Consider the following 12,710-nt stretch of genomic DNA (forward strand, 5'->3'; position numbering starts at 1 on the left):
GAGGACAATCCGATGCCCACCAATCTGCATGGACGCAGCCTTTTGACGCTCGACGATTTCTCGCCGGACGAGATCCGCTTCCTGCTGCGCCTGGCCGACGAATTGAAGGCTGCGAAATATGGCGGCTATGAAGCGCCCCGGCTGGCGCGCAAGAACATCGCCCTGATCTTCGAGAAGGACTCGACTCGGACGCGCTCCGGCTTCGAGGTGGCGGCCTATGATCAGGGGGCCCATGTGACCTATCTCGGCCCGTCGGGCAGTCAGATCGGCCACAAGGAGTCGATCAAGGATACCGCCCGCGTCCTCGGGCGCATGTATGACGCCATCGAATATCGCGGCTTTGCGCAAGCCTCGGTCGAGACGCTGGCAGCCTATTCCGGCGTGCCCGTCTATAACGGCCTCACCGACATGTCGCATCCGACCCAGACGCTGGCCGATTTCATGACCATGCGCGAATTCACCCACAAGCACCTGTCCGACCTGACCGTCACCTTTCTCGGCGACGGCCGCAACAACGTCGCCCGCTCGCTCGCCGTCGGCGCCGCCCAGCTCGGCGTCGACATGCGCATCGCCGCGCCCCAGACCCTGTGGCCGGAAGCGGCCTTCGGCCGGCACCTGCAGGATATCGGCGCCCAGACCGGCGGACGCTTCACCCTCACCGAAAACGTACGGGAGGCGATCGCCGGGGCGGATTTCCTCTATACCGACGTATGGCTCTCGATGGGCGAGAACGAAGCCGCCTGGCCGGACCGCATCCGCCTGCTGACGCCCTACCGCATCACGCGCGAGGTGATGGCGGGCACGGGCAATCCCTTCACGAAGTTCATGCACTGCCTGCCCGCCTTCCACAACACGCAGACCGAAGTCGGCGAACACATCGCCAAGCAATACGGCGTGACGGAGATGGAGGTGACGGACGAGGTGTTCGAATCGCATGCCTCGATCGTGTTCGACCAGGCCGAGAACCGCATGCACATGATCAAGGCGATCCTCGTCGCCACCATCGGAGGCTGAGCCATGCGCCTCGTCGTCGCCCTCGGCGGCAATGCCCTCCTGCGTCGCGGCGAACCCCTCACGGTCGAGAACCAGCGGGTGAATGTCCGCAAGGCGGCGCAGGCCCTGGCGGACCTCGTCGCCCAGGGCCATACGCTGGTGATCACCCACGGCAACGGACCGCAGGTCGGCATGCTCGCCCTGCAGGCGTCGGCGGGGCCCAGCGACGGCGCCTATCCGCTCGACGTCCTCGGGGCGGAGAGCGAGGGGATGATCGGCTATATGATCGAGCAGGAACTGGACAATGTCCTGCCGGCGGATGCGCTGGTCGCCACGCTGCTGACGCAGACCCGCGTCTCGGCGGACGACGAGGCCTTCGCCCATCCGACGAAGCCGATCGGGCCTGTCTATGACGAGGCGACGGCAAAGAAGCTCGCCGAGGATCGCGGCTGGAGCGTGGCTGCGGACGGCAAGGGCTGGCGGCGCGTCGTGCCCTCGCCCCAGCCGGTCGAGATCCTGGAGGCGCGCGTCATCGCCATGCTGAGCGCCCGCCAGGTGACGGTGATCTGCGCCGGCGGCGGCGGCATTCCGGTGATCCGGGCGCCCGACGGCAGCTTCCGGGGCGCCGAGGCCGTCATCGACAAGGACATGACCAGCGCCCTGCTGGCGCGCCAGCTCGATGCGGACATGCTGGTGATGCTCACGGATGTCGATGCCGTCTATCTCGATTGGGGCGGGCGCTCGCCCCGCCGCATCCGGAACGCGGCCCCGTCGGCGCTTTCGCCTTCGGACTTCGCCGCCGGCTCGATGGGCCCGAAGATCGCCGCCGCCAACAGCTTCGCGGCGGCGACGCGGCGGCCGGCCGCCATCGGCCGCCTGGAGGATCTTTCCGGCATCGTCGCCGGGGCCTGCGGCACCCGCATCGACGCACGGGTGGAGGGCATCGTCGAGCAGGCCGCCGGTCCGCTTCAGGCGGCTTCGCCGGGTTGAAGCGACGGCGGCCGTGCGGAGCAGGGCGGTGACGTCGGCGCCCGCCGGCCTTGATCCAGATCAGCGAGAGGCCGCTGGCGGCGGCGCATGGTCGCGCACGCCGAAAGCAGGGGTGACGCGTATGGCCGACAACACGGATCCTCTCGAGCGCGAGCTCAAATTCACCATCGCCGCCGGCGATGTCGATCGGGTCGCATCGCACCCGCTGCTCGCTTCCGCATCGCGAAGCAGCGCGAAGCTGAGTTCCACCTATTTCGACACGGCGGACCGGATCTTCCAGCAGGCGGGCATGTCGCTGCGCCTGCGGGCATCCGGCGGCCGGATCGTCCAGACCCTGAAGCAGCGCGTCCGGCCGGCGGGCGGGCTGCAGGTCCGCCGGGAAGACGAGATCGATCGCGCCGTTCCCGAACCCGACCTCGATCACGTCCGGCGCCATTGTCCGCCCGATCTGCGCAAGAAGATCGCCGGGCCCCTGCAGCCGGTCTTTTCCGTCGACGTTACGCGTACCACTTGGTCCGTCGCATGGGAGGACAGCCGCATCGAGGTGTCGCTCGACGAGGGGACGATCCGGGCGGGGGCAAGCGGCGAGCCCATCCGCGAAGTCGAGATGGAGCTGCGCCAGGGCGACGTCGGTGCCCTGTTCGCCGTGGCACGGCAGATCGCCGGGGCGGTGGATCTGCGCATCGAGGTGGCGACCAAGTCCGAGCGCGGCTACCGCCTCGCCGCCGGCGGTCCGGTGGAAGCCTTCGGCGCCGAAGCGGTGAGCCTTCCCGCAAACGCCACGGCAGCGGAGGCTTTCCGGATCATCGCGTCCGGCTGCCTCCACCATTTTGCGCAGAACGAAGCGGTCTTCGCGGTCTCTCCCTTGCCCGAGGCCGTCCACCAGATGCATGTCGGGCTCAGGCGCCTGCGTTCGTTGCTGTCCCTCTATCATGGACGGTTTTCGAAACGGGAGCGGTCGATGTTTCGGGCGAGCGTCGGGCGGCCCTTCAAACAGCTCGGCAAGGCGCGGGATCTCGACATCGCGCTGGAAACCATCCGCAAGGCCACCGCCGAGGGGCGGCCGGCCGTCGCGGCGGGGCTCGATCGCAGGCGCCGTGCCGAATATAAGCGCCTCGCCGCCCTGCTGTCGTCGCGGCGCTTCTGCCAGCGCAGGCTGGACCTTCTGGCCTTCATCGAGGCCGGTACCCTGGCCAAGGCGGCTCGCGCCGGAAAAGACGTGCCGGATTTCCATGCCGAAGCGGCCGGGATGCTGCAACGGCAATGGCGCAAACTCGGCCGCTACGGCCGCGTGTCGCGGCTGGGAGCGAAGAGGCGTCATCGCCTGCGCATTCGCGCCAAGACCTTCCGCTATGCCTGCGAGTTCTTCGGCGACCTGTTTGCCGGCCCCGAACAGGTGCGGCTGCGCCGGACCATGCTGACCAGCCTCCGGCACCTTCAGGATTGCCTGGGCACGCTCAACGATCGCGCGTCGGCGCACGCGCTGCTGCCCCACAGCGCGGGGCTCGCAGCCGGAGAGGCCGGCATGGCCGAAGATCGGGATCTGCTCGATGCTGCGGATGACGAACAGAGGCGTCTCGCCCGGCAGGAGCCGTTCTGGGCGCAGGACGTGCAGGGGGCATAGGGGCTTGAGCGAGATCAACTCGCCGACGCGGCGCTCTGCCATGCTGGATCGATGATATCCGGTTCAGGAGAACCCCATGAAGCCTCCCGCCCAGCATTTCGTCGTGGAGATCCGGCGCAGCCGGCGGATTGCGCCCGGACGCCATCCGGTGCCCGTAGCGGAGAAGTTCCCGGAACCGGATCCGAAGCGGACGATGCATCTCCATGCGGCCCGCCGCAGCGACGAGCATTTTCGCCAGTCGGAGTGGCAGAATTAGAGAAAACGGCGGTTCATCACATCGCAATTTTCTCCAACGGGTTGTTTGGACGCATTTTTCCATGGAGGAGCCCGTCGACTCTTCCGGGGAATGCTCCAGCGGCCGCCGGCCGACGCCGCCGTAATTCGCCTCCGACGGCACCTGAATCCGAAGGAAATGGAGTGGGAAACATGAGTGCCCGATATCATGCGGTCGTCTGGATCGACCATCGCGAAGCGCGGATCTTCTATTTCGACAGCCATGCCGCCGATGGACGGACGGTCCGCTCGGAGAGCCTGACCCCGCATCTTCATCACAAGGCCAGTTCGATCGGTGACGGGCGGGCGGCGGAGGACCATGATTTCCTGCAGCGAACCGCGGTCGCGCTCGCCGATGCCGCTGCGATCCTCATCACCGGACCGGCCAACGAGAAGACCGAACTCGCCAAGCATATCGAGCGGCACGACCCCGCCTTGCTGAAGCGCATCGTCGGCGTGGAGACCTTGGACCACCCCTCCGATCCAGCGCTGGTCGCCGCGGCACGCGCCTATTTCCGGGCCGATCATCAGGCGCCGCCGCGCTCCCCTTAGCTCTTTCGTGCCGATCGGGATCGCTTGGCCCGCTCGCCCGTGCCCTTAGCGCAGCGCGCCGGCACGGGAGTCTCTCCCCATACGGCCTCCGTTCCCGGCCTGGGAAGCCGAGGCCGTGCCGGTGCGGCCGGTGATGAGCCGCGGGCTACCTCGGCATGCGGCGGCCCGGTGCAAACGGCTGCGGCGTCCCATGCGGGGAACATCAAAAGACATAGGAGGCATCATTGCCACAGCATATGTGCGACATCTGCGGAGCCCGGCCTGCCACCGTTCGCGTGGTCGTCGCCCAGAACGGCCAGGAGAAGCAGCTCGATGTCTGCGATTATCACTATGCCCAGCTGACGAGGCACCAGACCTCGCTTTCGCCGCTGGAGGCGCTGTTTCGCGGCGGGCTGTTCAATGATTTCTTCGGCGTCGCAGACCCACGGGCTGGCGGGTCCGGCGGGAGCCGGCGCGCCGCCGCGTCCGATCGGGACGCGCTGAGCCTGGAGCGGCATTTCAGCGACCAGGCCAAGGAAATCCTCCAGCGCGCCGCCGAGCGCGCCGTCCAGTTCGGCAAGGCGGATGTGGACAGCGAGCACCTGCTCTACGAACTGCCCGAGAGTGATGTCGTGCAGGCGATCCTCAAGCAGTTCAAGATCTCGGTCGACGACCTGCGCAGCCAGATCGACGCCAACGCCGCCAAGGGCGAGGCCAAGGAGCCGCCCGGTGGGCGCATCGGCGTTTCGCCGCGGGTCAAGAGCGCTCTCGACCGCGCCTTCATCGCCTCGCGTGAGTTCGGCCATTCCTATGTCGGCCCGGAGCACATCCTGCTGGGGCTCGCCGAGGTTTCCGACAGCTTCGCCGGCAATCTGCTGGCCAAATACGGGCTGACACCGCAGGCGCTGCGCCAGCAGACCGCCAAGGTGGCGGGCAAGGGGACGGAAGAAGGCCGCGTGGCGACGCCTTCCAGCACGCCGCAGCTCGACAAATACAGCCGGGACCTCACAAGTCTCGCACGCGAAGGCAAACTCGACCCGGTGATCGGCCGTTCGAAGGAGGTCGAGACCACGATCGAGGTTCTCGCGCGTCGCAAGAAGAACAATCCCGTGCTGATCGGCGAACCCGGCGTCGGCAAGACGGCGATCATAGAGGGCCTCGCCCAGCGCATCGTCAACGGCGATGTTCCCGAAGTGCTGCGCGACAAGCGCCTGGTGGAACTCAACGTCAATTCCCTGGTCGCCGGCTCGAAATATCGCGGCGAGTTCGAGGAGCGCGTGAAGCGCGTCATGGACGAGATCGCCGACAAGCGCGACGAGCTCGTGCTGTTCATCGACGAGGTGCATACCATCGTCGGCGCCGGGCAGGGCGGCGGCGAAGGCGGGCTGGACATCGCCAATACGTTCAAGCCCGCCATGGCACGCGGCGAGATGAACCTCATCGGCGCCACGACGCTCGGCGAGTATCAGAAATATATCGAGAAGGACGCCGCCCTGGAGCGGCGCTTCCAGCCCGTCATGATCGCGGAGCCGACGGTCGACCAGACCGTCAACATCCTGCGCGGCCTGCGCGACCGGCTCGAAGTGCACCACAAGGTGACGATCCAGGACCAGGCGCTGGTGGCGGCGGCCGAATTGTCGGACCGGTACATCACCGGCCGCTTCATGCCGGACAAGGCGATTGATCTCATCGACCAGGCGGCGGCGCGCGTGCATCTCTCGACGACGTCGCGGCCTCCGGAGATCCTGGAACTGGAGGCCGAGATCGCCCAGTTGAAGCGCGAGCAGACCTATGCCGCTTCGCGCAAGCAATTCGACCGGGCCAAGATGTTCGAGGAGCAGATCACGCAGAAGGGCGACCGCCTCGCCGAGGCCTCCGAGGCATGGAAGACGAAGATCGGCTCCGACAAGGCCGAGGTGACCGTGGAGAACATTGCCGAGGTGGTGTCCAAGCTCACGGGCATTCCGGTTACCGAGCTGACGGAGGAGGAGAGGGCGAAGCTCCTGAAGATGGAGGAGCGGCTGCACCAGCGGGTGATCGGGCAGGACGAGGCCATCCAGGCCGTCAGCGATGCGGTCAGGCTGGCGCGGGCCGGATTGCTGCCGGGGCACAGGCCGGTCGCGACCTTCCTCTTCCTGGGGCCGACGGGCGTCGGCAAGACCGAACTCGCCAAGGCGCTCGCCGAGGTGGTGTTCGGCGACGAGGACGCGATCATCCGCATCGACATGAGCGAATATATGGAACGCCATGCCGTCGCGCGCCTGATCGGCGCCCCGCCCGGCTATGTCGGCTATGAGGAAGGCGGCCAGCTCACCGAGCGCGTGCGCCGCCGGCCCTACAGCGTCATCCTGCTCGATGAGATCGAGAAGGCCCATGCCGACGTCTACAACGTCCTGCTGCAGGTGTTCGACGACGGCCGGCTCACCGACGGCAAGGGGCGCGTCGTCGATTTCTCCAACACGCTGATCATCGCCACCAGCAATCTCGCCTCCAGCGTCATCATGGGCGCCGGGCACAGGCCGGGCTTCCTCCCGGCTGCGCGGGACAACGTCAAGGACGAGGTGATGAGCGTGCTGAGGGGGCATTTCAGGCCGGAATTCCTCAACCGCATCGACGAGATCATCATCTTCCAGGCGCTCGACCAGGCGCAGATCCGCACCATCGTCCGCCTTCAGCTCGATCGGGTGCGCAAGACCGCACAGGCGCAGGACATCGAGCTGGCCTTCGATGAGAGCCTGGTCGACCATCTCGCCGTCGAGGGCTACCAGCCGGAATACGGTGCGCGCGAGCTGCGCCGCCAGATCCGGATATTGCTCGAGACCAAGCTCGCAAGGGCGATGCTCAAGGGCGAGATCAAGGAAGGCAACCGTGTTCGCTGCTCGTTCGATGCTGCTGCGCGGGAAGTGACCTTCGCGGTGGAGCAGGAGCCGCAAAAGGAACAGGCGGCGGTCGAGAACGAGCCCGTCAAGCCGCGCCCGGCCGGCAAGAAGGCCAAGGCCAAGACGAGGGCGACCAAGAAATCCTGAAGTGAAATCCTGAAACCGCCGAGCCGCACCGCTCGCCGCGGGACTGCGAAAGGCCCGATCCGCTGCCGCGGGTCGGGCCCCGTCGTTTCGAGCGGCGGAAGAGACTCGGTTTGCCGTCGTTCCCGGTCGAGGGACAATTTCAGTCGATGCGCAAATGCGAGAGGACCGCGATCTTGACGGTATCCATGCCCAGCGCGAACAGCGCCGTTCCCGCCAGCAGGAGGCCGATCATCGCCGCCGGCAGCGCGTCCATCAGAATGCCCCCGGCGGCGAGGACGACGGCGAGAACCACATTGGCCGTGGAGGCGACGATCATCAGCGGAACGGGGCGCGAATGCCAGAAGCGGCCCCGTTCGCGCAGGATGAAGATGTTGGCCTGGCCTGCCAGGACCAGCGTCAGGAAGGTCAGGGTCTGCATCCGTCCGGGAGCGAAGCGGAACACATACCAGCCCAGGGCGAGCATGCCGACGCAATAGAGAAGCTTGAACAGGCCGAGCGGCACGGCCGCCAGCGTCAGGTTGCCGACGCGCCAGGCGTTGGGATAGGCCGAGGGCGTGGCGTGATCCGCCGTGCGCGACATGGTGACGAAATCGCCGGCCAGCATCGAGAGGGCGAGGAGAAGCGGCGTCAGGACGGCATGTCCGGTCACGATCAGGCCCATCCCCATCATCAGCAGCGTCACGCATTTGTTCACCAGGATCGTCAGCGTGTAGGTGAGGACGCGCTGGAAGGCCGATCTTCCTTCCCCGATACAGGTGACGATGCCGCCGAGCCCAGGCTCGGTCAGCACGACGCCGGCGGCGGCCTTCGCCACGTCGGTCGCGGTGGAGACCGCAATGCCCATTTGGGCCTGGCGCAGGGCCGGCGCGTCGTTGGCGCCGTCTCCACACATGCCCACCGCGTGCCCCGCCTGCTGGAAAGCCTTCACGAGCCGGAACTTCTGCTCGGGAAATACGCCGGCATAGACGGCGAAGTCGGATGGGCCGACCCCGTCCGGGATGCGGCCCGGCGGGCATACCGGCCCGTCCAGTCCGATGGTCCGGGCGATGGCCGCGGCGGTCGCCGCCGAATCGCCGGTGACCATGACCGGATGGACGCCGAGGCCCTTCAGCCGGGCCAGGAGTTCGGCCGAATCCGGCCGCGGCGGGTCGCTGAGCGCCACCAGCCCGATCATCACGAGCGCGTCGGGAGGGCCGACGGCCACGGCGAGGACGCGGTGGCCGGTTCCGGTGAGCCGGTCCAGCTCGGCCGCCGCCCCGGGTGGCATCGGCGCGACGGCGGCGATCACGGCAGGCGCGCCCTTGACCACCCGCAATGTCCGCCCATGATCGAGCACCATCGCCTCCGCCATCTTGACCGCGGGGTCGAAGGGAACGAAACGCTGGGCGGCCAGCGTTTCGCCTTTGGCCGTGGCACGCGCCGCATGCATCGTGCGGATGGCCGAATCGATGGGATCCTGACCATCGGCGGAACTGGCCAAGGCGGCGAAGCGGAGCACGTCGCCTTCGTCATAGCCGGGCGCCACCGGCCGTATGGCGCTGACCTTGAGCGCATTGGCGGTGAGGGTGCCGGTCTTGTCGGCGCAGAGAACGTCGATTCCCGCCGCTTCCTGCAAGGCGGAGAGGCGGGTGAGCAGCACGCCCTTGGCGGCAAGGGTCCGGGCGCCCAGGGCTGCCGCAAGCGTGAAGGTTGCCGGCAATGCCACCGGCACCACCGACAGAAGCGCCGTCAGGACGAGCGGTATGATCTCGGCCGGCCCCATGCCGATGTGGAGGGCGTAGGCGACCATTCCCGCGACGATGACGAGATTGACGATCGTCAGGTTGCGCACGACGCCCAGAACCGCCTTCTGTTCGGCGCTCTCCACGCTGGCGGTCCGCACGAGCTCCGCCGTCCGCCCGAAAAAGGTGCGTGCCCCGGTCGCGGAGACCGTTCCGGTCGCCTCGCCCCGGCGCACGAGGCCGCCGGAATAGGCAAGCTGACCGACCCCGATTTCCGCCGGCACCGATTCTCCGGTCAGCATCGACTGGTCGATCAGCAGGGAGCCGGTGGCGAGGGTGATATCGGCCGGAACGATGCCGCCGAGCGAGATCTGCACCACATCGCCCGGCACGAGAGCGGCGGAGGGAAGGAGTATCCAGCCGCCGTCGCGCCGGACCCGCACCGTCAGCGCAAGGTGCTTCTTCAGCAAAGCCAGCGCGGCGGTGGCGCGCCCCTCCTGGAAGACGCCGAGGCCGACATTGAGCAGGAGCAGCGCCGCGATCATCAGGGCTTCCAGGCGCTCGCCGGCGAGGAATTGCAGAACGACGGCGGCCTCCAGCATCCAGGGAACCGGCGCCCAGAAATGGCGGAGTACGCGCCGGAGCGGCGAGGTCTCGTCCTCGCTCACGGCATTCGATCCGAACGCGATGCGCTGCGTCGCGGCTTCCTGGGTCGTCAGGCCGGACGGAACGGCGACAGCGAGCGGCACGCCGTCGGTCTGGATGGTCATTGCGATGTCTCCGCCAGGCGGCGCCGCTGGTACGGCGCGGGGCAACCGGATCGCCACCCCATGGCTCGCCGGCTCCCTATTTGCGATCCGCCAGACCGAGCCTGGCGATCACCGACTGCAGCTGCCGGGACAGGGTGTTCGCCTGCAGCGAAGACGGCGGCCCTGCATCGTCGCGGCGCTCGCGGCGGACGCCGGTGAAGAACAGGATCTGCCCCGTCGGCCCGTCGGCCGTGAATTTGCTCGGGCTGCGTCTATTCTGCGGAAAGACCATGATTTCGCACATCTGTGACCTCGACTTGCCACCGGGAGCATCCGGCAAAAGTGCCGTGGATAGAGGTAGCAACGTCCTCCGCCGAGGGCCTTGATCCACCTCAACTGCGCGCGATCGGCCGCCGCGGTTGATCCGGATCAATACGCGCCCGCGCGAATGCTGGCTTATTTCGCGGAGGGGATGCGCGCTGCCCGCCGCCCGGATTTGCCTCGGAAAGGATCGGACCATGAAACCCGTGATCTTCGCCGCCGCGATCGCATGCATGACGGCCGTGCCCGCGCTCGGGGGCGACGTGCCGTTCGCAGCACCGCCGCCTTCCCGGCCCGGCCAGCTCGACCAGATGATGATGCCTGGTCTCGGGGAGTTCATGTCGATGATCCAGACCCGCCACATCAAGCTTTGGTACGCCGGAAAGTTCGGCAATTGGGATCTTGCCGACTATCAGCTCGACCGCATCGCCGAGAACCTCAACAAGGCCGCCCTTCTCTATACGGGCATACCCGTCACCTATGTGACCGCGGTCCAGGCGCCCTTGACCGAGATGCGCGACGCCGCACAGGCAAAGAACGCGGCCCAATTCATCCGCGGCTATGCCGACCTGACCGCGGCATGCAACAGCTGTCACCAGGCCGGCAATGTCCGTTTCATCCAGATCCGGACCCCAATCGCCTCCCCCTTCGGCGACGAGGACTATCACCCGCCGGCGGATTGAGCGCACCGTCCCGCATGCCGGCGCCGATCGGGCGCCGAGACAAGGAGAAACGGAGGCAGCCTTCGCCGGAAAGGCGCGCGCTGCTCCGGCTTTGACGGCTCTCCTCACGATCGCATCGTTCCCGTCTCGACATAGCGCTGGTGCCAGGACAGCGCCTCGTTCAGCAGGGAGGGCGATTGCTGGCCGTAGGAATGCTCCCGCGCGCGCCGGAAATAATCGGCGAGGGCGGGCCGATAGTCGGGATGCGCGCAGTTGCGGATGATCGTCTCGGCCCGCTGCTTGGGCGACAGCCCTCTCAGATCGGCGAGACCCTGTTCGGTGACGACGACCTGCACATCCTGCGTGATATGATCGACATGGCTCGCCTGCGGCACGATGGCGGAGATCCGGCCGTCCTTGGCGATGGAATGGGCCACGAAGATCGAGACATAGGCGTTGCGCGCGAAGTCACCGGAACCGCCGATGCCGTTCTGGATCCGCGATCCCATGATATGCGTGGAATTGACATTGCCGTAGATGTCGGCCTCGATCATGCCGTTCATGGCCAGGCAGCCGAGGCGGCGGATCAGTTCGGGATGGTTGCTGATCTCCTGCGGGCGCAGGATGATCTTGTCGCGGAAGTGCGGCATGTCGGCATTGAGCCGGGCGGCGGCATCGGGGCCGAGCGAGAAGGCCGTCGCCGACGCCATGCGCAGCTTGCCGGAGACGAGCATGTCCAGCATGCCGTCCTGGATCACCTCGGTATAGGCGGTCATGTCCTCGAACGGGCCGTCGAGCAGCCCGCCGAGAACGGCGTTGGCGATGTTGCCGACGCCCGACTGGAGGGGCAGGAGAGAGGCCGGCAGGCGCCCCTTCGAGACCTCGTGCCGGAAGAATTCCAGGAGATGGCCGGCAATGGCATGCGCCACCGCGTCCGGCGAGGCGAAGGGCAGATTGCGGTCCGGGACGCAGGTCTCCACGATGGCGACGATCTTGTCCGGATCGCATCGCAGGCACGGTTCGCCGATGCGGTCATCCGGGCGCAGGAGCGGTATCGGCACGCGGTGCGGCGGGAGCGCCGTGCCGTAATAGATGTCGTGCATGCCTTCCAGGGCGGCATTCTGCCAGCTGTTGACCTCGATGATCACCTGCTGCGCCCGGTCGAGCCAGGTCTTGTTGTTGCCCACAGACGAGGACGGAACGAGGGAACCGTCCGGCCGGACCGCCGTGACTTCGATCACCGCCGTGTCGAGGGGACCCAGGAAGCCTTGCCATGCCATCGGAGCGACTTGGCTCAGATGCATGTCGAAATATTCCATCTCGCCGCGATTGATCTTTTCGCGCGCGATGGGATCGGAATTGTAGGGCAGGCGGAATTCGATGCCGTTGGCCTTGGCCAGCGCTCCGTCGAGTTCGGGGCCGGTCGAGGCGCCGGTCCAGACCCGCACGCGGAAAGGATTGCCGGCAGCATGCTCCCTCTCGATGCGGCTGGCGAGCGCGAGAGGAACGGCCTTCGGATAACCCGACCCGGTAAAGCCGCTCATGCCTATGGTGGTGCCGGAAGCCACCAGCGCCGCGGCGCCTTCCGCGCTCATGATCTTCGAGCGCAGCCCGACAGATGCAACCCGTTCGTGATCGACCAATACGACCTCCCTTCGTCCTGATTTCAATAGGGGAGGGGCGGCCACGGCCGCCGCCGCCGCATCGAGCCGTCGGGAGCGCCCGGCGGCAGAACCCCGCCCTGTTCTTCTGGTCTTCGCGCTCGCCATGCCGACGGTGCCGGCCGGTGCCACGCCGGCGGCGCGCAGGCCGCGAGCGGA

The 12,710-nt window shown here is 67.2% G+C and carries 10 protein-coding genes; 7 read left to right on the plus strand and 3 right to left on the minus strand.

Annotation, left to right across the window (positions count from 1 at the left end; genetic code table 11):
* Positions 1-12: 12 nt before the first annotated feature.
* From argF to J3R73_RS04350, 6 genes are all read left to right on the plus strand, one after another.
* A complete protein-coding gene (gene argF / locus J3R73_RS04325; protein ID WP_307422843.1) occupies positions 13-1,014 on the plus strand; it encodes an ornithine carbamoyltransferase in 1,002 nt (333 codons plus the stop codon).
* Positions 1,015-1,017: 3 nt separating this feature from the next.
* The gene (gene arcC / locus J3R73_RS04330; RefSeq protein WP_307422845.1) at positions 1,018-1,983 is read left to right on the plus strand and encodes a carbamate kinase; all 966 of its coding nucleotides are present in this window, start codon (positions 1,018-1,020) and stop codon (positions 1,981-1,983) included.
* A gap of 121 nt (positions 1,984-2,104) precedes the next feature.
* Positions 2,105-3,607 (plus strand): CYTH and CHAD domain-containing protein, encoded by a 1,503-nt coding sequence (locus J3R73_RS04335; protein WP_307422848.1) that lies wholly within the window; start codon positions 2,105-2,107, stop codon positions 3,605-3,607.
* A 76-nt stretch (positions 3,608-3,683) separates the two neighbouring features.
* On the plus strand, positions 3,684-3,863 hold the full coding sequence (locus J3R73_RS04340; protein WP_307422851.1) for a hypothetical protein: 180 nt from the start codon (positions 3,684-3,686) through the stop codon (positions 3,861-3,863).
* A 170-nt stretch (positions 3,864-4,033) separates the two neighbouring features.
* Positions 4,034-4,432: a translational machinery protein gene (locus tag J3R73_RS04345; RefSeq protein WP_307422854.1), complete on the plus strand. Its 399-nt coding sequence runs from the start codon at positions 4,034-4,036 to the stop codon at positions 4,430-4,432.
* A gap of 224 nt (positions 4,433-4,656) precedes the next feature.
* Positions 4,657-7,437, plus strand: coding sequence for an ATP-dependent Clp protease ATP-binding subunit (locus tag J3R73_RS04350; protein ID WP_307422856.1), 2,781 nt, complete (start codon positions 4,657-4,659; stop codon positions 7,435-7,437).
* 139 nt (positions 7,438-7,576) lie between these two features.
* Here the strand turns inward: J3R73_RS04350 and J3R73_RS04355 are convergent, their stop codons facing one another.
* Both J3R73_RS04355 and J3R73_RS04360 read right to left on the minus strand, forming a co-directional pair.
* Positions 7,577-9,928, minus strand: coding sequence for an HAD-IC family P-type ATPase (locus J3R73_RS04355; RefSeq protein ID WP_307422858.1), 2,352 nt, complete (start codon positions 9,926-9,928; stop codon positions 7,577-7,579).
* 76 nt (positions 9,929-10,004) lie between these two features.
* Positions 10,005-10,211: a hypothetical protein gene (locus J3R73_RS04360; protein WP_307422859.1), complete on the minus strand. Its 207-nt coding sequence runs from the start codon at positions 10,209-10,211 to the stop codon at positions 10,005-10,007.
* Positions 10,212-10,425: 214 nt separating this feature from the next.
* On the opposite strand from J3R73_RS04360, the gene J3R73_RS04365 reads away from it, so the two are divergent.
* A complete protein-coding gene (locus J3R73_RS04365; protein WP_307422861.1) occupies positions 10,426-10,911 on the plus strand; it encodes a hypothetical protein in 486 nt (161 codons plus the stop codon).
* A 104-nt stretch (positions 10,912-11,015) separates the two neighbouring features.
* Here the strand turns inward: J3R73_RS04365 and scpC are convergent, their stop codons facing one another.
* Positions 11,016-12,659, minus strand: a complete 1,644-nt coding sequence (scpC, locus tag J3R73_RS04370) for a succinyl-CoA:acetate CoA-transferase ScpC (RefSeq protein ID WP_503128785.1) — start codon at positions 12,657-12,659, stop codon at positions 11,016-11,018.
* Positions 12,660-12,710: the final 51 nt, after the last annotated feature.

Source organism: Labrys monachus (assembly GCF_030814655.1).
Lineage (GTDB): Bacteria > Pseudomonadota > Alphaproteobacteria > Rhizobiales > Labraceae > Labrys > Labrys monacha.

What these genes read in the sequence shown, in the direction of transcription:
- J3R73_RS04365 (WP_307422861.1), top strand. Translation starts at nt 10,426, where the DNA reads ATGAAACCCGTGATCTTCGCCGCCGCGATCGCATGCATGACGGCCGTG.
- scpC (WP_503128785.1), bottom strand. Translation starts at nt 12,659, where the DNA reads ATGGCGAGCGCGAAGACCAGAAGAACAGGGCGGGGTTCTGCCGCCGGG.
- argF (WP_307422843.1), top strand. Translation starts at nt 13, where the DNA reads ATGCCCACCAATCTGCATGGACGCAGCCTTTTGACGCTCGACGATTTC.
- J3R73_RS04335 (WP_307422848.1), top strand. Translation starts at nt 2,105, where the DNA reads ATGGCCGACAACACGGATCCTCTCGAGCGCGAGCTCAAATTCACCATC.
- arcC (WP_307422845.1), top strand. Translation starts at nt 1,018, where the DNA reads ATGCGCCTCGTCGTCGCCCTCGGCGGCAATGCCCTCCTGCGTCGCGGC.
- J3R73_RS04360 (WP_307422859.1), bottom strand. Translation starts at nt 10,211, where the DNA reads ATGTGCGAAATCATGGTCTTTCCGCAGAATAGACGCAGCCCGAGCAAA.
- J3R73_RS04340 (WP_307422851.1), top strand. Translation starts at nt 3,684, where the DNA reads ATGAAGCCTCCCGCCCAGCATTTCGTCGTGGAGATCCGGCGCAGCCGG.
- J3R73_RS04345 (WP_307422854.1), top strand. Translation starts at nt 4,034, where the DNA reads ATGAGTGCCCGATATCATGCGGTCGTCTGGATCGACCATCGCGAAGCG.
- J3R73_RS04355 (WP_307422858.1), bottom strand. Translation starts at nt 9,928, where the DNA reads ATGACCATCCAGACCGACGGCGTGCCGCTCGCTGTCGCCGTTCCGTCC.